At 62.0% G+C, this 23,526-nt stretch carries 18 protein-coding genes and 1 pseudogene; 1 reads left to right on the top strand and 18 read right to left on the bottom strand.

All coding sequences use genetic code 11. The features are described 5' to 3' along the window. Nucleotides 1-441: 441 nt before the first annotated feature. Nucleotides 442-744, bottom strand: coding sequence for a WhiB family transcriptional regulator (locus GWP04_08210; GenBank protein NIA25541.1), 303 nt, complete (start codon nt 742-744; stop codon nt 442-444). A gap of 354 nt (nt 745-1,098) precedes the next feature. On the opposite strand from GWP04_08210, the gene GWP04_08205 reads away from it, so the two are divergent. After that, entirely contained in the window at nt 1,099-1,461 is a 363-nt protein-coding gene (locus tag GWP04_08205) for a deacylase (protein NIA25540.1), read from the top strand. A gap of 54 nt (nt 1,462-1,515) precedes the next feature. Here the strand turns inward: GWP04_08205 and zwf are convergent. The 17 genes and pseudogenes from zwf to GWP04_08120 form a co-directional block, all read right to left on the bottom strand. Continuing rightward, nucleotides 1,516-2,900 (bottom strand): annotated as a pseudogene (gene zwf, locus GWP04_08200) (glucose-6-phosphate dehydrogenase). A gap of 83 nt (nt 2,901-2,983) precedes the next feature. Next, entirely contained in the window at nt 2,984-3,898 is a 915-nt protein-coding gene (gene gnd / locus GWP04_08195) for a decarboxylating 6-phosphogluconate dehydrogenase (GenBank protein ID NIA25539.1), read from the bottom strand. A gap of 12 nt (nt 3,899-3,910) precedes the next feature. Further along, entirely contained in the window at nt 3,911-4,267 is a 357-nt protein-coding gene (locus GWP04_08190; protein ID NIA25538.1) for a hypothetical protein, read from the bottom strand. Next, nucleotides 4,255-5,919 carry a hypothetical protein gene (locus GWP04_08185; GenBank protein ID NIA25537.1) on the bottom strand — a complete coding sequence of 555 codons (1,665 nt, stop codon included), beginning with the start codon at nt 5,917-5,919 and terminating at the stop codon, nt 4,255-4,257. The genes GWP04_08190 and GWP04_08185 overlap by 13 nt, the downstream gene beginning before the upstream one ends. Before the next feature lie 31 nt (nt 5,920-5,950). Next, entirely contained in the window at nt 5,951-6,808 is an 858-nt protein-coding gene (fdhD, locus tag GWP04_08180; protein ID NIA25536.1) for a formate dehydrogenase accessory sulfurtransferase FdhD, read from the bottom strand. Between the two features lie 4 nt (nt 6,809-6,812). Then, nucleotides 6,813-7,619: a 4Fe-4S dicluster domain-containing protein gene (locus GWP04_08175; GenBank protein ID NIA25535.1), complete on the bottom strand. Its 807-nt coding sequence runs from the start codon at nt 7,617-7,619 to the stop codon at nt 6,813-6,815. Then, complete coding sequence (locus GWP04_08170; protein NIA25534.1) at nt 7,616-9,376, bottom strand: NADH-quinone oxidoreductase subunit E; 1,761 nt, start codon at nt 9,374-9,376, stop codon at nt 7,616-7,618. Before GWP04_08170 ends, GWP04_08175 begins: the two co-directional genes overlap by 4 nt. Continuing rightward, complete coding sequence (locus tag GWP04_08165; protein NIA25533.1) at nt 9,373-11,268, bottom strand: molybdopterin-dependent oxidoreductase; 1,896 nt, start codon at nt 11,266-11,268, stop codon at nt 9,373-9,375. The genes GWP04_08170 and GWP04_08165 overlap by 4 nt, the downstream gene beginning before the upstream one ends. A 126-nt stretch (nt 11,269-11,394) precedes the next feature. Then, nucleotides 11,395-12,561 carry an aminotransferase class V-fold PLP-dependent enzyme gene (locus GWP04_08160; GenBank protein ID NIA25532.1) on the bottom strand — a complete coding sequence of 389 codons (1,167 nt, stop codon included), beginning with the start codon at nt 12,559-12,561 and terminating at the stop codon, nt 11,395-11,397. A 149-nt stretch (nt 12,562-12,710) separates the two neighbouring features. Beyond that, nucleotides 12,711-13,829, bottom strand: a complete 1,119-nt coding sequence (locus tag GWP04_08155; GenBank protein ID NIA25531.1) for a hypothetical protein — start codon at nt 13,827-13,829, stop codon at nt 12,711-12,713. A gap of 517 nt (nt 13,830-14,346) precedes the next feature. Next, nucleotides 14,347-15,258: a proline dehydrogenase gene (locus GWP04_08150; GenBank protein ID NIA25530.1), complete on the bottom strand. Its 912-nt coding sequence runs from the start codon at nt 15,256-15,258 to the stop codon at nt 14,347-14,349. A 19-nt stretch (nt 15,259-15,277) separates the two neighbouring features. After that, nucleotides 15,278-17,005 carry a hydantoinase B/oxoprolinase family protein gene (locus GWP04_08145; protein ID NIA25529.1) on the bottom strand — a complete coding sequence of 576 codons (1,728 nt, stop codon included), beginning with the start codon at nt 17,003-17,005 and terminating at the stop codon, nt 15,278-15,280. Continuing rightward, nucleotides 16,998-19,058, bottom strand: a complete 2,061-nt coding sequence (locus GWP04_08140; GenBank protein ID NIA25528.1) for a hydantoinase/oxoprolinase family protein — start codon at nt 19,056-19,058, stop codon at nt 16,998-17,000. Before GWP04_08140 ends, GWP04_08145 begins: the two co-directional genes overlap by 8 nt. A gap of 33 nt (nt 19,059-19,091) precedes the next feature. Then, on the bottom strand, nt 19,092-20,198 hold the full coding sequence (locus tag GWP04_08135) for a M24 family metallopeptidase (GenBank protein ID NIA25527.1): 1,107 nt from the start codon (nt 20,196-20,198) through the stop codon (nt 19,092-19,094). Beyond that, on the bottom strand, nt 20,195-21,172 hold the full coding sequence (locus GWP04_08130) for an ABC transporter permease (GenBank protein ID NIA25526.1): 978 nt from the start codon (nt 21,170-21,172) through the stop codon (nt 20,195-20,197). Before GWP04_08130 ends, GWP04_08135 begins: the two co-directional genes overlap by 4 nt. After that, a complete protein-coding gene (locus GWP04_08125) occupies nt 21,169-22,713 on the bottom strand; it encodes an ATP-binding cassette domain-containing protein (GenBank protein ID NIA25525.1) in 1,545 nt (514 codons plus the stop codon). The genes GWP04_08130 and GWP04_08125 overlap by 4 nt, the downstream gene beginning before the upstream one ends. Beyond that, a partial coding sequence (locus GWP04_08120; GenBank protein ID NIA25524.1) for a substrate-binding domain-containing protein occupies nt 22,710-23,526 on the bottom strand: 817 nt, incomplete at its 5' end. The genes GWP04_08120 and GWP04_08125, both read right to left, overlap by 4 nt.

Raw genomic sequence — 23,526 nt, 5'->3', positions numbered from 1 at the left:
CCCCCAACACCCCGACACGGACACACAACAAGCGGAACCGTTACCCAACCGACACGCCACACCCAAAAACCCGGATTGTTCAACAGTCTCCTAGGAGTTCGCTGAGCGAGGTCGGTGCCTGGTACCAGGTACTTCGTACTTCCTATCGCAGCCTCAGGTCGGCCCGAGACCGTGGGGCGGGCATAGAGGCTCGGGTGCAAACCTTCCCGTCAGAGCGACTGCACCGAAAACGCAGCGAGCGGTGTCTACTGGTCCCCCACGACCGGATTCCCCAGGAAGCGAAGCGACCCATTCTTCCCCTACGAACCGAAGCGGCCTGTCTCTCTCCCCAGAGAGCGAAGCGAGCGTTGGAGTACGGCGAAACCGGGAGGGGGCCTCCCAGGATCCCCACCGACCTCGGCCGAAACCCGTCGGCACGAAGCCTGCTGAATGTTCGACGGCTCACGCAGACTGAACGAGTTTCCACAACTCGCCGACGTTCGCAGCGAGTGGCCGGTCCTTGTCTTCTCGTCGCGGACGACCCCTCCCCCTGCGCCGGTAGTACGCATGACCCTCCCAGAAGATCACTCCTCCCCAGACGCCCCACTCGAGTTCTTCTTCGAGCGCAGATTGGAGGCAGGACAGCCGGACCGGGCAACGAGCGCATACCGCCTGAGCGCCTGCCAAGTCGGCGGGGCGTTCAGAAAAGAACAAATCATGCTTACCGGACGCCACACACGCCCCACGTTGATGGATATCGTTCACAGGTGCTTCCTTTGCCTTCCGGAAACGTCCGGCGGCTCGGAAGGACTATGAAGTCAGAGAACGAGTGACCGCGGACGCGATGAACCAGGCCTGGATGGCCCGTATGTCGAGGTTCGCATCCGCATGACACCTCCCAAGTGGAGTGTCCCAACCCTATCCGGCCAATCGATCGCGCGTCAAGGCAATTTCGGGACCTCCGACCCTAGAAATCCCCCCGCAGCTGGTGTAGTACTACAGCAAGGGAGGACAAGGTGATGCCCATGACGAAGGTCGCAGCACGAGTCCGTGAGTTCCTCACCAACAACGGCGTCGCGTTCGATGTAGCGGCACCGGCCCGCCTACACGGCACAGGAGATCGCTGCCCTCGAGCACATCCCCGGTGACGAGTTCGCGAAGACGGTGATTCTGATGGCGGGTACGTCGCCGATCATGGCCGTCCTTTCGGCCAATCGGCACGTCCGGCTGTCCAAGGTCGCCGCCGCGGTCGGCGAGGAGGTGCGTCTCGCCACAGAGGCCGAGTTCGCTCCTCTGTGCCCGGATTGCGAACGCGGAGCAGAGCCGCCATTCGGCAACCTGTACAACATGCCCGTGTACTTCGACACAGGGTTCACGGCCGACGAGATGGTCTTCAACGCAGGCAACCACGTGGAGACGATCCGAATGGCGACCGAAGACTACGTCGCGTTGGTGAAACCGATCAGAGCCGAGCTGTCGTAGATACCTGATGCGTTTCGACGTTCCAGTGCTCGGCCAGGTTCAACGCGGCCGTTCTCAGCGCGCCACCCAGGCGTTGCCGTCGCGAGACGGCAGCCGTTCCGATGCATCCGGACCCCACGAGCCTGCCGGGTACGAGGCCGGTTCACCGTTTCGAGCGAGAAGAGGAGTGAACAGACGCCAGGATTCCTCCACTTCGTCGGCCCGAACGAACAAGGTCTGATCACCCGAAAGGAGATCCTTGATCAGGGTCGTGTACGCAGCAGGCAGAGGTCCGAACGCTTCCTCGTAGAAGAAGTCCAGAGGCAGCGTCGTGAGCCGAAAACGTTCTTCGGGGGCCTTCACATCGAAGAGCAGTTCGAATCCTTCATGGGGCTGGATCGTGATGACGAGCGTGTTCGAGTGGACCTGGAAGAGTCCTTCTCGGTCGAATAGACAGACGGGCGGTTCGCGAAACTCGATAGCGATCTGGGTGAGTCGGCGAGGCAGACGCTTGCCGGTGCGCAGGTAGAACGGGACGCCCTGCCAGCGCCAGTTGTCGATATCGACCTCCATGGCCACGAATGTGCCGGTCGTCGAGTCGGCGGCCACACCTTCCTCCTCGAGGTACCCGACAACAGGAGAACCGTTGGACGTGCCAGGACCATACCGGCCAACCACGACCTGCTCGGGGTCGATGCTCCGGATCGACTGGAGAACCTTCACTTTTTCGTCGCGGATGGCGTCCGCGTCGAAAGAGGCCGGCGGTTCCATGGCCACCAAGGTCATGATCTGGGTGAGATGGTTTTGCACCATGTCACGAAGTGCTCCGGCATGTTCGTAGTAGCCGGCTCGGTGCTCCACACCAACATCCTCTGCGACACTGATCTGAACGGACTTCACCCGGTCCCGGTTCCATGAGCTTTCGAACAGCGAGTTGGCGAAACGGAGCACCAGCAGGTTCTGGACGGTCTCCTTCCCGAGGTAGTGATCGATGCGATACACCTGTGATTCTTCGAAGCGCTCGTGCACCAACTCGTTGAGGATTCTTCGAAGCGCTCGTGCACCAACTCGTTGAGCTCACGAGCGCTCTCCAGATCCCTCCCGAACGGCTTTTCCACCACGAGACGGGTCCAGCCGGGACTCTCGGCCAGACCTGCGCTGCCGAGGCCTTCGATGGCCGTGGGGAACACGCGAGGCGGTAGCGCCAGGTAGAAGACCCGGTTGCCGGGTATCCCGTGCTCTTTCTCCAACGCTTCGATGCGCTCCCTGAGCGCGTCATACCCCGAGCGGATGCACTGGTAGTGCACTGCGCCGTCACACCAGGCTTCGAGTCCTTCATCGTCGCGGCCGGCAGCTCGAAGTGCATCTCTTGCGCTCTCCCGAAATGCTTCGTCTGTGAGTTCGGATGTGGCGACGCCGAGAATCCGACACCGGTCCCCGAGGCCCTGATCGGTGATCATCGTGTAGAGGGCCGGCAGGAGTTTTCGGCTCGTCAGGTCCCCGGTAGCTCCGATAATGACGAACAGATGCGGTTCGATCCGCTTCACGAGGGGTTTTCAGGCTTGATGGCATGTCCGCCAAACGCGTTGCGCATCGCCGACAGCATCCGGTCGGTGAAACCCTCCTCATCTCTCGACCGGAACCTGCGGAACAGGGAACCCGCGATGATTGGTGCTGCGACGCCGAGATCGACTGCTTCGAGCACGGCCCAGCGTCCCTCACCGGAATCGGGCACGAACGGAGCGATACCGTCCATGGTCGGATTCTGTTCCAGAGCCGTCGCCGTCAGCTCCAGGAGCCAGGAGCGAACAACCGAGCCATGCCGCCAGATCTCTGCGATCTGGTGCAGGTCCAGATCGAATTCCTTCTTGGCTTCCAGAATGGCGAACCCTTCCGCATAGGCCTGCATGAGGCCGTATTCGATACCGTTGTGGATCATCTTGACGAAGTGCCCAGATCCGGCAGGGCCGACATGGCCCCAGCCGAGTTCGGCAGTCGGCGCGAGTGACTCGAACACGGGACGCAGCCGCTCGATGGCGCCGACGGACCCGCCGACCATCATCGAGTAGCCCTCCGCCAGACCCCAAACGCCTCCGGAGGTGCCGACGTCGACGAACTCGACCCCGGATTCGGCGCAGAGTTCGGCCCGACGTACCGTGTCCTTGTAGAAGGAGTTGCCCCCGTCGACGATCATCGACCCGGCTCCCAAGTACGGCAGAAGCGCTTCGATCGTGGCATCGACCGGACGGCCGGCGGGGACCATCACCCACACCGCCTGCGGCGTGGGAAGGGCTGCCGCAACGGCCTCGAGCGAATCGGCGCCTTCGCCTCCCCGCTCGACGAGTGCCGTCACAGCTTCCGTGCTCAGGTCGAATCCGACGACCCGGTGCCCGTCCTGAATAAGACGTTCCGCCATGTTGGCCCCCATCTTGCCGAGGCCGATCATTCCAATGTCCACTTCGATCTCCTGTCAGTTGGTGCCGAGTGTGGCCAATTCGGCTCCGAGCCGGCCCACGTTCTCAAATGTGATGTTGTGCAAACTGCGGTTCCGGGCGCAGTCCAGGCAGTCCAGGTCGAGCGGCCGTTCGTCGATACGCCCATCCTCTTCGAGCCGCTGCCCGGTGGTGTCGCACCCAAGACGGCGAATCGTCTCGTCGCTCTTCCTCACACCGAGACACGCGAAGCTGACGAACACCGAGCGGATCTCTGCGATGCCATGCAGGTCCAGATCGAAGCCTTGTACACAATGGTGATGGGAACGCCGACGCCGCCCGTTGGTCGACGACACTCCCCCCATGTCGAACAGGAACGTCATTACGTCGGCCATGCCTGCTCCAGCTCGGCCAGTGACCCTCTGCCCAGGTCGATGCGCAGTATCCGGCGGTCACGTCCCAGCATCGCACGGTAGTCCCCGTCGGCCTGGGCACGGATGATCTTCCCGAACGAGTAGTCGACCTCGGGAACGGGCACGTCTGAAGAAGGTTCATCGACGATCTGGATGAACACTCCGTTGTTTGCCCCGCCCTTGTGGAGTTGTCCGGTCGAGTGAAGGAAGCGGGGCCCGAACCCCACGGTCGTCGCAGCGCCGGTTCGTGCACGCAATCGAGTGCGGAGTCGCCGGAGAACGTTTTCGTTCTCGGCGTTCCGCGGCACGTAGGCCTGGAGACCGATGTAGTCACCCGTGTCCACCGTGCTGAGAAACTCGCGAATGGAGCCCAAGAAACCCGGTTCTGCCGGCCTGACCACTTCGATTGGCTCCGCAGCACCATCCTCCGTCTCCATCGCTCCACGAGCGAGAGTCTTGGCGAGTTGGACATCGGGCTGATTGAACGGGTGGATGCCCAACACCGAACCTGCCGCTGCAGTCGCCATCTCGGCACGAAACATCTCGGCCGAGATCTCATAGGCGGTAGCGAGAGAAATCGAGATCACGGGATGTCCGGCAGCGACGAGGCCATCGGTTCCGGGCGCAGGCTCTCCGTCGATGTGATAGGAGACGAAGACTCGATCTTCTCCGTACTCGCCCGGATCTCCCAGTGGCTCACCGGCGATGGGCACGATCCCTTTCCCGTCTTTACCGGTCGACTCGGCAACGAGTTGCTCCATCCAGTCGGGGAATGCCCTGAGTGTCGAGGACACCAGGAACGTCAGCTTGTCCCTCCCGGCAAGCGCCAACTCCCCCATCGCAGCGCCCAGCCGCAACCCGGGATTGGCAGATGCGGTCACGTTGGAACCAGACCGACTGGCCATCGTTTCGGCAGCGTCGAGCAGCCGTTCGAGGTCCACTCCGACCAAGGCGGCCGGGACCAGGCCGAACATCGTGAGCGCCGAGTAGCGTCCTCCGACGTCTGCAGGGGCCGGGAACACGGCGCGAAACTCCCGACTTCTCGCCATGTCTTCGAGTGGGGTGCCCGGATCGGTAACTGCGACGAATCTGCGCCCCGGAAGGTTGAGCACCCTGGCCACCCGTGACCAGAAGTACCGGAATCCCGAAAGCGTCTCCAGCGTGGTGCCCGACTTGGAGGACACCACGAACATCGTTGCCGCAGGATCGATGGCGGCCTCGACTGCACGCACCGCGTCGGGGTGCGTCGAGTCGAGAACGATCAGCGATGGATACCCCGGCCCGCTGCCAAACGTACGCTGGAACACCTCGGGGGCAAGACTGGAACCGCCCATGCCGAGCAGCACGACATGACGAATGCCTTCGGACCGAGCTTCAACTCCGAACGCTGTGAGCTCAGAGCAGCGCGGAGCCATGTCGGCTGCCAGCGTCAGCCAGCCAAGCCGATCGACGATCTCCGGCTCTTCGTGTTCAAACCACAGCGTGGGATCCTTCGCCCACAGGCGGCGAGCAAACCGTGTTTCATCCCACGAGCAAAGGCGCCGTCGAACGTCCGCTTCATAAGCGCCCAGCTGCATGTCCATAATCCGCTCCCTCGACGACCTCAACGAAAACTCATCTCTACGCGTTCCCATTCTCCGCACCTGGCTCCGTCCAACCCTGCCGTCAACCCACCAAGCCCGTGTACAGGTTGAAGCCCTTGTTTCGGACGAACCCGACAACGGTTACTCCCAACTCACGGGCGAGATCCACGGCCAGTGATGACGCTGCCGAGATACCGGCAACGCAGGAAATCCCAACAACGGCAGCCTTCTGCACGATCTCGAACGAGATTCTGCCCGTCACGAACAGAACCATTGCACCAAAGGGCCATGACCTGCGCGCAGCTGCACCAACGACCTTGTCGACGGCATTGTGCCTGCCGATGTCCTCGCGCGCTTCGATGAGCCTGCCCTCGAAGTCGAACAACGCAGCGGCATGGAGTCCACCCGTGTCCAGGAAGGTCTCCTGCTCGACCAGCAGCCTGCGCGGCAGTTCGGCCAAAACGTGCGCCGTGATCGGGATTTCCGTCACCACCTTGGATGCAGTGATGCGCACCGCGTCGATGGACGCCTTGCCGCACACGCCGCACGAAGAAGTCGTGTACAGGTTCCGGCGGAACTGTTCGGGGTCGACCCGTACACCGCGAGCGAGATCGAGGCGAAGACGGTTCTCCCCGATCTCCGTTACGCCGGTGAGTTCGTCAGGTTCGAGAAGGACTCCTTCGGTGAGTGTGAACCCGAGGGCCAGATCGGCATCGTCACCCGGTGTACGCATCACCACCGCGATGGGCGTATCTGCGATCCTCAGCTCGAGCGGTTCTTCCGTCACGAGGTGATCGACGGCTCGCTGAGGACTTCCCTCCTGGAAACGAACGATGTCGCGCTGGGTCGATCTCACATCGCGCAGCCTACCGGAGCACCGGGTCCTTGCACTCTCCTTCTCTGCCTCCCCGGCCGGGAAGGTGGCAGAGGTGAGGGCCATCACATCACTCGACGTGCTTGTACCCGAACCGTCCTTTGATGCACAGGTTGCCGCTCGTGATGTCATGATCCGGTGGAGACGTCACTTTGACGATCCGATTGTCTTGAACGTGCAGCTCGAGGTTGCAGCCCACCCCACAGAACGGACACACCGTCTGGGTGATCTGCTGGACAGCCTTGTTCCAGGTTCCTTCCTTGCGCATCTCGAACTCGGTGAGCGAAATCAGCGCACCGGTTGGACAGATGGCGACACAGTTCCCACAGAACACGCAGGCAGACTCCGGCAACGACACGTCGAACTCGGTAGCGATATGGGCGGTTGCCCCGCGCCCTGCCACTGTGATGGCAAAAGTGTTCTGGGCTTGCTCGCCGCACACGTCGACACAGCGATGACAGAGGATGCACCTGTCGAGATCTCGTGCGTAAAGGCTGTTGTCAACTTCAGGCTCCCAACCGGCCGCCTTGAGATGCAGTCGATCGGGTCTCGCTCCGTAGGACTCGATCATGTCGTCGAGATCGGCGAAGGAAAGGTCGGACGTCGCCGCGAGGAGTTCGAGCACCATGCGACGACTGTGTCGCACGCGGTCCGAGGCGGTGTTGACGACCATCCCCTCGGCGACCTCTCGAGAACACGACGGAACGAGGGGCCCCGATCCTTCGACCTCTACTACACAGAGTCGGCACGCATTGGCAGGTTCGAGTGTCCCCAGGAAGCAGAGCGTCGGTATCTCGATCCCTTCGTCGCGGCAAGCCTCGAGGATCGTCCTCCCTTCGGCAATGTCGAGCCGCCGGCCGTCAATCGTGATCCTCATGACGCACCCCCGATCAGCCCCAGGTGCAGTGCCGAACGGATCGCCGACGCCGCGGTACGCCCCAGGCCACAGATGGAAGCGTCCGTCATGACCCTGTCTACATCGGCGAGGATCTTGCGCCAGGTGCCATCACCGTCGAGGAGGTGACCGAGTGCCTCCTGCTGGGCAACGGTCCCGATCCGGCACGGCACACACTGTCCGCACGATTCGTGCCGGAAAAAGGCGGCAATGCGCCGCACGACGGCGTCGAGATCCGACGTTTCATCGAATACGACGATCGCACCGGACCCGTACGATTCACCAAGAGCTGCGAGATGCTCGAAGGACATGGTGTCGTCCAGCCGCTCGGGACCCATGAAGACTCCGGCAGCGCCTCCGACCAGAGCGGCGCGGAAGGTTCCTATCGCTCCGCCGGCCAATTCGATGATCTCACCGAGCGAAACGCAGCATGGCGCTTCGTAGAGACCAGGCCTGGCAACTCTCCCTGAGACCGGAAACAGTTTCGTTCCCGTGGATCCGCCGTGGCCTGTCGCGGCGTACGCCTCTCCTCCTTCAATGACGATTGGCAGGACGTTGGCGAGCGTCTCGACGTTGTTGATCACCGTCGGCTTACCGAAGAGTCCTACATCTGTCGGGAATGGAGGCTTCACTCGCGGCTCTCCACGGAAACCCTCGATCGAGTTGAAGAGGGCCGTCTCCTCTCCACAGATGTATGCGCCGGCACCACGCCGGACGTCGATGTCGAACCCGAAACCGGTTCCCATGACCGAAGGCCCAAGCAGGCCGGCTTCTCGCGCCACCGACACTGCGTTCTCGACACGCTCCACGGCGAGCGGGTACTCGCCGCGCACGTAGATGAAACCTCGAGAAGCGCCCACGGCGAAACCTGCGATCGTAAGGGCTTCCACGATGGCGAACGGGTCGTTCTCCAGAATGACCCGGTCCTTGAACGTCCCTGGTTCAGACTCATCGGCGTTGCAGATGACGTACTTCGGTATCGGCTCGGAACGCGCGACGGCTGCCCATTTCCGACCCGTTGGGAACGAAGCCCCGCCTCTGCCCCGCAACAGGGACAGGTCGATCTCCCCGATCACCATTGCTGAGCCCATCCTCATGGCTTTCCCCAGCGCCGCATAGCCACCATGGTTCCGGTAGTCGTCGAGGCTCGAGGGATCGACGAGACCAACTCTCGACAGAAGGGTCAACTGTCCACCGATGCGGTCTGCCACGCCAGCCGTCACACCACCGCCGACCGCAGCGTCGATCCCCTCGGACGAAGCCGGAGCAACCATCACATCCTGGCGGCCGGCCACGCTGACCATCGCGGCAGAACCGCGCGCACAGTGTCCGAGACACGACACCGGTTCGACGGTGACGTTGTCGCCGTATCGGGCTCTTGAGGCGGCAATCAGTTGGGCGCCACCGGCACAGGCAATGTCATCACAGATCCTGAGGGTCGCGTCGGGTCCTGGAACAGTGTCGAGCAGGTCGTAGAAGGTTGCGACCCCGAACGATTCCGCCGGCGACACGTCAAGCCGCTGGCTGAGATAGTCGAGAGCCTCGGGCGTGATCCATCCCGCGGCTTGTTGCACGGCGTGCAGTGCCGGCAGGAGCAGGTGGCGGCGAGCTTTCAACGCGACACCGCCACGAGCGAAGCGGCCACCAGTCGCCGCTCGAGCCGACGCGCCCCAACCGAGTGTTGCCGAGCCGAGCACAGCGTCGATCGCTGCGCGCTCTGCGTCGCTGATCACGTTCACAACGACTCTCCAAGCCGTTCGACCTTGATCGCCGTCGCCTTGTACGGGGACGTCCCCGACTTGGGATCCCAGGCATCCAACGTGAGCACGTTCGTGTCCACCTGGTCGGGGAAATGGAATGTCATGAACGCCAGACCCGGTCTCAGGTTGGGATCGGTCCGTACGGGCGCCTCGACTGTTCCGCGTCTCGAAGTGATCCGTGCCAGATCGCCATCGGCGAGCCCAAGGGCGGCAGCGTCCTCCGGTGAGAGATCGATGCTCTCACCCCGTCGTTTCGGCGAAGAATACCGGCCTGACTGCACACCGGTGTTGTAGGAGTCGAGTCTGCGTCCCGTGGTCAGCCTGATGGGAAACTCCTCGTTGATCTCGTCGACGGGGCGAACCCACTCGACGGACGCAAACGGGGCCCTTGGACCAGTCACGGGATCGTCCCAGAGCCGACCGTGGAGGAACGGCTGGCCGGGGTCGTCCTCGTCGCGACACGGCCATTGGAGACCATCGTGGGATGCAAGACGCTCGTAACTCATTCCGGCATGGATTGCCGACAGCCCTCGCAGCTCATCCCACAGTTCCTCTGCGGTCCGATGACCCCAGTCGCAGCCCAGGCGTGCGGCGAGGTCGGCAATGATCACGAGATCATCTTTCGCCTCGCCCGGCGGGTCGAGGGCTTTTCGCCCGAGCTGCACTCGACGCTCCGACGAGGTGAAGGTGCCGTCCGTCTCGGCCCAACCTGCCGCTGCGGGCAAGACGACGTCCGCGAGTTCTGCCGTCTTGGTGAGATACATGTCTTGCACGACGAGATGGTCGAGGCCGGCGAGGAGTCGGCGCACCCTCGTGGCATCGGCTTCGGACTGTGCCGGGTTCTCGCCGATGATGTACACCGACCTGAGGTCCTTGCGTTCCATCGCGTCGAACATCTGCGATATGTGCCATCCGGGTTTGGCCGGCAGCTCCGTACCGTACGCTGCCTCGAACCGAGCCCGCTCCGCATCGTCGGACACATCCTTGAAGCCGGGAAGCTTATTGGGAAGCGCACCCATGTCGGCTCCTCCCTGAACGTTGTTCTGGCCCCGCAAAGGGACCAGGCCGGATCCCCAACGGCCGACATGTCCAGTGAGCAATGCCAGGTTGATCAATGAGAAGACGTTGTCGGTCCCGCTGTGATGTTCGGTGATCCCGAGGGTCCAACACAGTTGGGCCGTCGGCGCGAGCGCATACGCGTGGGCGAGCTCAGCAATCGCGTCTGCGGGGACACCGGTCACTTCGGCTGCTCGGTCCAGTGTCCATGCATCGACGGCGGCTTGGTAATCGTCGAATCCGACGGTTGCACGTTCGATGAACTCACGATTATGCAGGCCGGCGCCGATGATCTCGCGCCCGACTGCATTGGCAAGGGCGATGTCGGATCCAACGTCGAGACCAAGCCAGAGATCGGCGAACGTCGCGGACGAGCTGCGCCTGGGATCGACGACGATGAGTTTCGCGCCGTGACGGACGCCCTTGAGGAGATGATGAAAGAAGATCGGGTGTGTATCACGCGCGTTGGAACCCCACAGGACGATGAGGTCCGTTTCCTCAGCTTCCTTGTAGGAACTCGTTCCGCCACCTGCTCCGAATACCGTCGCCAGACCGGCGACACTGGGAGCGTGTCAGGTACGGTTACACGAGTCGATCGTGTTGGTCCCAACGGCGACACGGACGAACTTCTGTGCAAGGTAGTTCATCTCGTTCGTGCCTTTGGAACAACTCATCACCCCGAACGCTCCCGGGCCGTACTGCCTGGTGACGGTCTGGATACCGCCGGCTGCTCTGTCGAGCGCCTCGTCCCACGATGCCGATCGCAGAACCCCATCTTCCCGGACGAGCGGGCGGGTGAGCCGATCTCGATGCATGCACACACCTCCTTCCAGCGACAGCTTAGGGTCTGGCGGCCATTCGATCCGTCCTTGTGACGCTTCACGGGAACACTCCCACCCAACCGTCACGAGAACGAGCAAATCACGGCTCGAACGTCCGAATCACACTGCGATGCCTTCGAGCGCGGCGATCAGTGTGTCGATCTCTCCACTCGTGTTGTAGTAGTGCACCGACGCCCGGACCATCTCCGGAAGGTGCCGGCGCTCGGCGTCGATGAGCGTGGAGGCAGGATCGACAAGCGACGTGTTGATCGATTGCGCACGAAGCTCTCGCTTCACAGTTGCCGCATCCACCCCCGGCACCGAGAAGGTCACGATCCCTCCCTTCACCCGACCGAGGTCATACGTGGGTACCCCGATCCCGGCGAGCTTGTCCCGCAGTTCTGCCGCAAGGGCGAAAACCCGCCCGACAATCGGCTCGAGTCCGATGGACATCGCATACTCGGCCGCGGCCCCCAGCCCGGCTTTGGCTGCGTGATTCGATTCCCACGTCTCGTAGCGGCGGGCGTCGGGGCGAAGAATGTACCGGTCGGGTTCAACCCAGGAAGCGCCGAAGTGATCGAGCATCAACGGCTCGTTGTCCTCCAGGAATGGCGAGCGTGCATACAGAAACCCTGTGCCCCGCGGCCCACGCAGATATTTGCGACCGGTCGCAGACAGGAAACTGCACCTGATGGCGTCGACGTCGATCGGCATCTGTCCGACCGTTTGGCACGCATCGAGAAGGAACGGAACGCCCGCCTCGCGGGCCAGTGCCCCGATTTCTGCCGCCGGGTTGACGAGTCCCCCGTTGGTCGGCATATGTGACACGGCGAGCAGCCCGACTCGCTCGTCCAGACGCTTCTCGAGTTCCACGAGCGAGATCTGACCAGACTCATCCGAGGGAACCACGACCGTGTCCACACCGTCGCGCCGGGCGGCTTGCAGGTAGCTGATGAAGTTCGCCCCGTAGTCGACCTCTGAAGTGAGCACCGTCTTGCCGTGCAGGTCGAGACTGTGGAACGCCTGCCACCAGGCAGCAGTGGCGTTCTCCATCAACGCGATTTCACTCGGGTCGGCACCGATGAGTCTGGCAAGGGAGCGGTAGACGCCGGCGACCTGCTCCTGGAGATCTTCCGCCATCTCGTACCCGCCCGTGTGAGCTTCCTGGCTGATCCAGGAAATCTGCGCGTCGATAACCGGCCGAGGAGGCAGCGAAGTGCCTGCATTGTTGAAATGAACGACGTCGGAGCATCCGGGCGTGTCGGCGCGGAGCGCATCAATATCCATCGCGGCACCATAGTCGCCACAGAGTGAGGGTTCTCAACTGCAGGAACCCACGTTCGGTGGCCGCCGGCCGGTCAATCTCGGCGAGGTGAGCCCCTATCCCGTGAACCCTGGGCTCAGGGGTACCCTGAGGGTACCTACGAGCCCAGGGTTCAGACAGAAGGATCTTGCATGTGCTTTTGCAGGCGACGGAACTTCACCGCTGCATGCAGAGACAGCCTGTCGCCCCCTGTTGACAGGTCCGTACCCGTCAGCGTCTCGATCTTCGCCAGACGGTAATACAGGGTGGCGCGATGAACATGGAGGACATCTGCCGTTGCCTTCGCGCGGCATGCCAAGTCGAAGTATTTTTCCAGCGTGTCCAGGAGCTCCGGATACTCCAGAAGTGGGGCGATTCTGGGATCGACGAGACCTCCGGTGTCTGCGGCGGCTGCACGCACCAGCATCCGGTAGATACCGAGCGTCGACCAGTCCACGAGCCGCCCAACCGAAGGGACCGCATCCCCCACCCGAGCTGCATCTGAGGCCTCCATCAACGCAGTGTGAAGATCCACGCCCAAATGAGGGCTGCTCAGACCGACCACCGGCTCCAGATCGTCAGCACGACAACGCGTGAGGATTTGCGCTGCCAGCTTCCGGGCGGTTCTCGGCTGCCGGCTTGGCTCATCCACAAGGATCACCATCTCCTCCTTGTCGGTGTACCACGCAACAATGGAGGCTTCTTTCCGGAGCAGCGGTTCGATGGCACCGAACGAGGCTCCTCGCACCACCAGAAGGATCGCCTTTGTCCCCGGACGGAGGATCACGTCCGCTCCAGCGTCGCTGGAAGCCGAGCGCCGCACCTCGGGTGACGACGAGACAAGGCCGCGGAACAGGTCTGATCGAGCCCTGCTCACCTGGCGGAAGCGATACAGAGCAGACGCGATTTCCTCGGCGCCCCTCACGATGGCCTCAACGGCATCTTCTGACAACGGCGGGTCGTCGATCGCCCATATGTATCCAACCAGCGTTCCCTGGAATCGTACGGGCATGCACACTCTTCCAACCAGTCCGACTGTGTCGTCCCTGGGTGTTCTGATGGGACCATCGGCCGTGCGGATTCCGAAGCTCTCGCACCACGCCATCATCTCGGGGGTCAGAGAACGAGCCATGATCGCTTTGCGCCGACCATCGTCAGGGATCTCGTGATGCGGACTGTGCACAACGAGTCGCTGACGCTCATCCTCGAGAATGAGAGGACTCCCAACCTTGTCGGCCAAGGCATCGATCATGTTACCAAGGGGTTCGGAGACCATCTTGCCGGTCGGATAGACAGATCGAACGAGCGTAACCCACCGGGATTGTGAAGGCAACGGCGAACCTGTAGATCGTGAACTCCTGAGAGACGCCCGGCGCAACGGATGGTGTACACAGACGCAGGTTTGCGATGCGATGGGTCCGCCGGGCAACGCTCCAACGAACTCGGAGCGAGCGCGAGTTCGAGGAATGCCCCACCACGTCGTAGGCCCGGGCACCGAAACGGAGGGAGATGCGCCACGATGACCATCCCTCGTAACGGCGCAACCTCGATACCGACGTAGCCGCCTACGCCGGCTTCCTCTTCAGACGCCTCGGTCGACAACGCGCCAAGAAACGCCGCCGCGGCGTGCGCTCGATCTACCTCCGATTCTTGATCGACAGGCAAGAGCGACACCAATCACCAAGCTCGACAGAGGAACCTACGTTCTACCCGCCCCGAGAATCGCCACGACACGGGGGCCGGGAGATGCGCGAATGCATCTCGATCGGTCATGTCCCGAGCATTGCACGGACGAAGAACCACAGGTTCGCGGGTCGTTCGGCGAGTCGCCGAGTCAGGTATGGATACCACTCTGTCCCGTAAGGTACGTACACCCGAAGCCGGTGCCCCTGCTCGACGATCTCGGTCTGGAACGAGTTCCTCACTCCATACAGCATCTGATACTCGAACTTTCGAGATCGTTCCCCCGCCAAGGCCGCAGCCAGTTCGACCAGGTCTCCGTCGTGAGTCGCGATCGCAGGCAGAGCATCCGGCTGATCGATCAGCTGTTCGAGCAGTTTGCCGTAGGCCTCCCGGATCTCAGTCTTCTTCTGGATCGCGACATCGGCAGGTTCGGCGTATGCGCCCTTGCACAGCCGGATGTGTCCACCGGACTTGGCCACGGAAGCGACGTCGCCCGGGGTCCTGTACAGATAGGCCTGAACCGCCAATCCCAGATTCCCGAGTTCGGCTTGCACAGCGAGATAAACGTCGATCGTCTGCTGGGTGTACGAGCTGTCCTCCATGTCCACCGTGATCGTGGTGCCTGCTTCCTTCGCCGACACGGCGACCTCACCCAGAGCGCTTACGGCACGCATCTCATCGATGGCCAGTCCAAGCTGAGTGAGTTTCACCGAGATGTTTCCCACGATCTCCTCTGACCGCATCCGGTCCAGACACTCGATGTAGGCATCCCGAGCAGCGTCGGCAGCCGCGGGATCACTCACGGCTTCGCCGAGGCGGTCGAGTGACACGCTCATCCCGCGAGCGTTGAGACGGTGCGCCACCCGTATCGCGTCATCCAACTGTTCGCCTGCGACGAAACGCTCGGCCAGACGCCTTCCGGCCGATCTGGTGAACAGGTGTTGGACTGCCGGCCGGCTGGTTACACCAAGCACACCCTTGGAGAACACACGGTTCACAGAGTTCCCTCCCCTGGTCTCACTCGCCCTTCCCCTCGGCCGAATCCCTGAGCCGGGTCGTGGCATCGACATTCACGTCGAAGGTCTCGGGATCGACCACGACACCGTACGCGGCGGCGGCGTGATCTGCAGTTACCAGGCCCATCCTCACGTCGGCTGCCACCTTCAGAGGGTCACGCTCGAAGGGGTTGCCCCAGCCACCTCCGCCTCCTGTCAGGTTCACGATCCTGCCTTCTGCATCGAAGTGGTTGTAGCTCACCCCGACGTGCTTCTCATCGTCGGTACCGGGATTGACAACGACGGTGTTGTTCAACCCGGTCTCTCCTTCGCCGATCGCCCATGGGCGAGTACGGGTCTTGAAGTTGATCACGATCGCCGACGCTGGGGCAAGGAAACGGTAGGCCCTCTCGACGCCGACTCCTCCCCGATGCTTCCCCGGCCCACCCGAATCCGGACGGTAACCGTATCGCTCGATGAGCAGTGGGGCCTTCGTCTCCAGTACTTCGATCGGGTTGTTCCGACAGCCCGGCTCAGTGATGTGCATGATGCCGTCCTCACCGTCGCCGCCGGCGTGACCACCGAATCCCACTGCATCGTTCGTGGCTTCGAGCCAGGGTGCGCCGGAACGCGGGTCGGTGCCCAGTGCCATCACGTCACATACGTCCCCTCCGGTGCAGGCCGGCACGATGTCCGGCATGCCCTTGGCAAGTGCCTTGGTCACCACCTCGGCCGCCAGCAGCCCGGGCCACAGTGTGAACGTTGGCATCGGCGGCACTGCTTCCATCAGCGATCCAGGCTTCGTAATGACCTCGAGAGGGCGGAAGTTTCCTGCGCAGACCGGCGTGTCGGGAGTCGTCAGAGACTTGAACGCCATCATCGTCGCTGCCATCGTCATGCCACGCGGCAAGTTGATCGGCCCTTTGGCCGGTTTGTCTGTCTTGCTCCAATCGATGACCATCTTCTCGTCGGTAACGGTGACCGTCACCTCCATCTTGATCATCTCGTCGAGGTCGATTCCGTCCGAATCGCAGTAGTCGAAGGCACTCCACGACCCTTTCGGGAGTTTGGCGAGTGCCGCTCGCGCCAGCCGCTCACCATGATCGTTGATTTCCTGCATCGCCTCCGCGACCGTGTCGGCACCATATTTGGCCGCTATCTCCCGCACACGGCGCTCACCGGTCTGGACAGCCGAAACCTCCGCCTGGAGATCGCCCAAGGTGCGCTCGGGCATCCGACTGTTGAACTTGATGATGTTCACGATGTCCTCGTTCAACACCCCACGGTTGTAGAGCTTCACCGCCGGGAAGAAGATCCCCTCTTGATACATGCTCGTGGAATCCAGCACATACCCCGCGTCCTTCTGCTTGAGGTCGAGCAGGTGAACCCGGCACGAAGCGAAGGCAAGGAGGGAATCCTCGACGAAGATCGGTGCCAGAACCAACGCATCCAGCGTGTGGGCACATGACCAGTAGGGGTAGTTGAGCAAGATGACATCACCCGGATGGAGATTCTCCATCCCGAGGAATTCGATCGTCTTCTGGACTCCGAAATCGTTTCCACCTGTGAAGATGGCGATGCCGGGCGTGTCGGCGACCACATTCCCTTCCGCGTCATGGAGCCCTATCCCGTAGTCGTGGATCTCGTAGACAACCGTGTTGTATGCGGTCCGGCAGAGGTTTCTGGCCATTTCATTGGCGGAAGCCAGCAGGCTGTGTCGGATGACTTCGACGGTGATGGAATCAACCATGGATCTCCTCCTCCCGAGCTACCGTGATCTGTAGCTCTCCGTACGGTCCCACCACGGCGACATCCCCTTCGTGGATGACGGTGGTGGCCGTGTGTTCACTGATGACAGCCGGTCCCTCTATGCGAGCACCCTGACGTAGTTCTTCGCGTTCATAGAGCGAGTACGGCACACGCGACCCGCTTGCCCGATAGACCTGGCGTTCACCGAATGGTTTGACGGCGCCTCGGTTCGGCTCGATCTCTCTCAGCACCGGTCGTTCGACAACACCGAGGGCCTGCAACCGAAGCGTCACGACCTCCACCGGATCAGTCATGGCGTGGCCGTATTGGCGCTCGTGCGCAAGAGCGAAGGCCTCCTGGATTCGGTCGATCTCGGCTTCGTCGATCTTCGAACCGACTGGAATCGACACCGAGTGTTCCTGGCCGAGGTATCGGAGATCCATGAACCGCAGCAGCTGCCGGCGATCCGGTCCGAAACCTTCACCGCTGAGGGCAACCTGGGCCTCGGACATCATGTCGGAGAACTGTTGTTCGAAGTTGCCAGGGTCGGCTTCTTCGAGGAGCGTCACGCGTGTTCGGGAAAAGTCGTGCTGAACATTGGCCATGAGCATGCCAAACGCCGAGAACGCTCCTGGGCCCGGAGGGATCACGACACGGGGAATGGACAACTCCTTGGCAACGTCGACTGCCACCAGCCCGCCGCCACCGCCAAAGGCCAGTAGCGTGAAGTCTCTCGGATTGTGGCCAAGTTCCACGGTGATCCCCCGAACAGCTCCGACGATCTTGGTGACCGCGATCTGGATAACCCCGAGGGCAACCTGGTCGACGCTCAGTCCGAGCGCCGATGCGCTCGGCTCGAGCGCCTGCTCTGCGAGTCCCTCGTCGAGACGGAGCGTCCCTGCAAGCGCGTGGTCGGACCCCAGGTAGCCGACCTTCAGCGCCGCGTCGGTGAACGTCGCATCGGTTCCGCCCCGACCGTACGCTGCCGGACCCGGGTCGGCTCCTGCGCTCTGCGGGCCCACCTGGAGATGTCCACCATCGTCGATCCAGACCTTCGAGCCACCCCCGGCGCCAATCGTGTTGATGTAGAGCGACGGAATCGTTATCGGAAGACCTTCGAACACGGCCTCATGCAGCAGCACGGCGCTCTCGTCGATGATGAGCGAAGCGTCCAGACTCGTGCCGCCCATATCGATCGTGATCAGGTTCGGCTCATTCGCGACAGCCGCGAACCAGGCGGCGCCGATCACACCGCCGGCCGGACCCGACAGGATCAGGTTGACGGGAGATTCCTTCGCACTGCCGGCTGTCATGGCCCCACCGCCGGAGCGGGTCATGAGGAAATGTCCGTCGAATCTACCTTCGTCGAGGGCATCTTCCAGCAGCCCGATGTACTTGCGGACGACCGGCTTGATGTATCCATCCAGCACGGCGGTGCTGAGACGCTCGTACTCTCGGTATTCGCGAGTGAGCTCATGGGAGATGGTCACCTCGAGGCCAGGCGCCACCTCTTGGAACATGTCCTTCATCAGGAGTTCGTGTTCGGGGTTGGCGTAGGAATGCAGGAAGCACACTGCGACCGCCTCCAAGCCGAGATCCTGGATCTGGCGCGCCACCTTGCGTGCGGAGTCGACATCGAAGGGACGCAACACCTCTCCCTGGTAGTTCATGCGTTCGGGAACCTCGAAGATCTGATGGCGCGGAACGAGACTCTCGGGCTTCTTGTACTTGAAGTCGTACATCGGCACCCGGTCCGTACGCCCGAGCAGATAGACATCTCGGAATCCTTCGGTCGTTACGATCGCCGTGTTGGCGCCAGACCGTGTCAAGAGCGCATTCAGCCCGAGAGTTGTGCCGTGCACAAAGTATGAGACCCGGTCGGCATCGACCTGCGCACGCTCAAAGGAATCCAACACCCCCTGGCTGGGCATTGCAGGCGTTGTCGGCACCTTGTCGAAACGCAACCCACCACCATTCAAGTCGAGAGCCACGATGTCGGTGAACGTCCCACCCACGTCAACCGCGAGTCGAACGGATTTCGAGGATTCAGTCACTGGATCTTCTCCTTAACTGTCTTGAGCTCGGTCTCAGAACCTCACTAGTTGCCTACTGCTCGTGTTGCACTTGATGGGTTCGCCATCGGTCACAATCACGATGTCTTCAATCCGCATGCCCCACTTTCCTTCCACGTAAATCCCCGGCTCGACGCTGAAGGCGAAGCCCGGCTCGATCGGGAGTTCGTTCCCCTCGATCATGAACGGTGTCTCATGAACGTTCAGTCCGATGCCGTGCCCTGTCCGATGCAGAAACTGCTCTCCATATCCCGCTGCATCGATAACCGAACGGGCGGCACGATCGACGTCTTGGCAGCTCAGCCCAACCCTGGCCGCGTTGACACCTGCCTCTTGTGCCGCTTGCAGCACCTGGTAGGCCTCGTCGACCTCCGCGCCGACGTTGCCAACTGCCACACAGCGTGTCGTATCGCTGTTGTACCCGGCGCGCCGGCCCCCGAAATCGAAGAGGACGAGTTCCCCCGGCTGTATCTCTCGTTCGGACGGGAAGTGATGTGGTGAAGCCGCATTGGGCCCGGCAGCAACGATCACGAACTCGACAGATTCGTGTCCTGATTCGAGCAGAGCTCTCCGAACGGTCTCGGCAACATCCCTTTCCGTCCTCCCGACGAGAGGTATCTGGCCCCTTTGGATGGTCTCCATGACGCGATCGGCGGCCGCTCCAACCTCGACAAGCGCCCGTTGCTCTCCAGCGTCTTTGACTCGGCGCATCGGCGCGACGATCGAGGAGGCGCGTCGAAGCTGCAGCCCTGGTCGCCGTTCTTGCAGCCCGAGAACGAACGTTGCCCAGGCTTCGTCCGAAATCGCCGCCGTCTGGGCATCCCCGAGCAGGCTGTCGACGATCGCGAGAGGGTCATCTGTTTCGGCCCATGGGCGCGATTCGACAGTGTTCCCTCCCGTTGTGAACCCTGGAGCTTCCAGAGCAGGAAGCACAAGGACCGGGTCAGGGTCTGCGGAGAGGACCATCATCGTCAGTCGCTCCAACGGGAGTGCGCTGTAGCCGGTCAAGTACTCGAGGTCAGACCCAATGGTGAGAAGGAGTGCATCACACTCTTGTCGGTGAAGATTTCGCCGTGCCTCGACCAGTCGCTCACCGATCGCCTCAACGCCTGCAATCGTCATGGTTCCGACCTCCTGATCTTGTGGTCGATGGTGATGGCGGCGAGTATCAGCAAACCCTGCGAGACCTGCTTGAAGACCGAGTCGATCCCCATGAGGTTGAAAGCATTCCCAATGATCTGGAGCAGCAGCACTCCCAGAATCGAGCGCCACACGGCACCTTCACCACCGAAGATGCTGGTACCCCCAACGACGACTGCCGTGATCGCCGCCAACTCGAGACCGATACCGATATCCGCCTGTGCCGAGCCCGTTCGAGTTGCGGTGAGCACACCCGAGATGGCTGCAGCGCTCCCGCTGATCACAAGCAGACCCAGCTTGACCCGTCCGACGGGAATCCCCACCACGCGGGCTGCCTGCTGGTTGCCTCCGATGGCATACACGGAACGGCCAAATGCAGTTCGTGTGAGCAGGACTGAACAGATGATCGCGACAGCTGCGAAGACGAATACCGAGTACTTCGCCCCGAACAGTGCCTGGGTTCCGACTATCTTGAACGAAGGGTTCGCGACAGACACGATCATGCCCCCGGTCATGATCAACGCGAGACCCCTGAAGATGAGACTCGTCGTGAGCGTGCCGATGAATGAGTTGACTCCGGTACCGATGAGGACACCTGCGTTTACCGCCCCAAGCCCCACCCCAACGAGGACACCTGCGGCAAGTCCGAGCCAGGGATCCACAGCGGCCACCTTGGCGGCAACCACGGCGGCCGCGGCAAAGATCGCGCCGGTGGAAAGATCGAAGATCCCCCCGATTATGGCGAGAGTGACACCCACTGAGAGCACACCGAGGGGCGCGGCCTGATCGAGAACATTGAAGATGTTCTGTCGAGTGAGAAACCGATCGTTTGCGATTGCCATCACAACCATGAGGAGGAGGACAGCGAAGAGGATCCCGTAGTTTCCCGCAAGCCTCAGGACGCGCAGACGCGCTTGCCCACTCGTCCACTCTGCGATCCGGTCGGCGGTCCTCATGCGATCAGTTCTGCTCCGTTAGCCGTGCCAAACGCCTCGTGCAGCAACTCGTCCTGCGTGGTTTCGATGGCGAGGTGCTCGCCAACCAGACGGCCGCTGCGCATGACGACGATGCGCCTGGCTATCGCAAGCGCCTCCTCAATCTCGGAGGTGACAACCAGCACGGCTGCACCCCGGCGAGCATGGCCCAAGAGCAGCTCATGGATCTGTTGAATAGAGATGACATCTACCCCCCTCGTAGGTTCGTCTGCAAGCAGCACCTGAGGAGGTTCGATCAGCGAACGGGCAAACATCGCCTTCTGTTGGTTACCACCCGACAGCTCCGACATCGGGCTCTGTAGTGAGCGGAGTTTCACGAGTGCACGCGTGGCGGCCGCGGATGATGCTGCCTTCTCTCGCGAGTGGGAAATGAGACCCAGACGTCGGAACTTTCCGGCAAGGCCTGCCGTGATGTTCTCTCTCACCGACCGGACAAGAAACAGCCCCTCCTCTTTGCGGTTCTCCGGCAACAGCATCACACCGGCCCTGACTGCCTCACTGGTACTCCTGAAGAGAACCTGAACACCATCGAGGAACAGGGATCCTGCATCTCGAGAATCCAAGCCAATGATCGAGCGAAGCACCTCTGTTCGCCCCGCACCTATGAGTCCAACGAGTGCAACGATCTCACCCGGCATCACGTCGAGGTCGATGTCGTGGAACGCTCCCAGACGAGAGAACCCTCGCAGGCTCAAGCGTGCCCGTGCTTCCATGGGTGGATCCGGCAGCTGTCCACTGGGCGCCAGCTTCACATCCTTGCCAACCATCGCCTGGACGAGCGAAGCAGAGGTTTCCTCGTGCGTCGCACTGGTGCGGATCACTTCACCATCTCTCATCACCGTGACCGCGTCACACACATCGAGCACCTCTTCGAGGAAGTGAGAGACGAGTACACAGGTGACACCTCCGTCGGCCAAAGATCGGAGGATCTCGTACAAGCGCCTGCTCGCGTCTTTTGACAGGCTTGACGTGGGCTCGTCGAAAATGACTACTTGGTGCTCATCGGCGACGGCGCGAAGTATCTCAGCCTGCTGCTGTTGCGCCAGGCTCAGATACGCCACGAGCATCTCGGGCTGTAGCCCGAAGCCGAACCGCTCTTCCAGTTCATCGAATCGCCGGCGGAGTTCGTGTCGATCGATGAAGCCGCGACGAACAGGAAACCTACCGAGCATGACGTTCTCCGCGACCGTGAGCATCGGAACGAGTGCAAGCTCTTGCGTCACCAACGTCACGCCCGCGGCGAGCGCCTGTCTCGGGTTCGTAAAGACCTTCTTCTCGCCGCCAATCTCGACATAGCCCGAATCCGGCCGCACAAGGCCGGCGATCATCTTCGCAACCGTCGACTTGCCCGCTCCGTTCTGACCGACGATTCCGTGAATCGAACCACGACGAAAGTCGATGTGAGCGTCAGCGACGGCCTGCTCACCACCGAATCGGCGGGACAGGCCAACTGCGCGCAGACCGAGATCGGTCTGCGCGCAGTCTCCTCTACTGTCAATCACGCGTCCCACTCACCGTCGAAGTCAGCCGGCAGGTTGTCCTTTGTCCCGAGTGGTGTGGGGAGAAGCGTGGCGGTATCGAACGCACGGGGCACGTCTTCTCCACGAGCCGCATCCACCGCAACCTCGATCGCCTTCCTCCCTGCCTGCTGTTCGGCTTCGGCCGTCACGGCGAACCACCGGCCTGCCTTCACAGCGGCTACCGCCTGTCGGGGAGCACCGTTGCCGATCAGAGCGACTTCACCAGAGCGACCGGCATCCTTGACCGCTTGCTCAGCTCCAAGGATCGCCTGGGATGAACCGATCATCACATCGACGTCCGGGTGGGCAGTGAGCACGTCCTGAGCGGCAGCGAGCCCGCTGTCCTGCGTGTAACCACCTTCGACCGACGCCACAAGCTCGATGTTGGAGGCCGTCGCCAGCTTTTCCTTGACCCATTCCGTGCGGACAACGTCGAGAGGCAGCGCCCGGAAGCCTTCGAGATAGGCAACCTTGCACGGATCCTTGCCCTCACAGGCCATGATGCCGAGTTCACCGAGCGCGGTTGCATTGTCGAGGATTGACCAGCCAACGAAGTAGAGACCCTCCACCTGTGGTTCGATCGTGTCGAGTTTGCGCCCGATTGGCGTGAATTCGCCAACCACCGTGATACCTGCCGCAATCGCCTCCTCAATCACCGGAACCACTGCGTTTCCGTCATTGGCCTGGATGATGAAGGCCTGATAGTCACCGCTAGCAATGGCATCCTGGATCCGGGGGAAGGCTGCGATGACGGCAACGGCGTGAGCACCGACGCCTGCCCAGACGGTGCGGGTG

It is taken from the genome of Gammaproteobacteria bacterium (assembly GCA_011682695.1).
Taxonomy (GTDB): domain Bacteria; phylum Actinomycetota; class Acidimicrobiia; order Spongiisociales; family UBA4744; genus BMS3Bbin01.
This window is presented reverse-complemented; position numbering and strand designations above follow the sequence as displayed.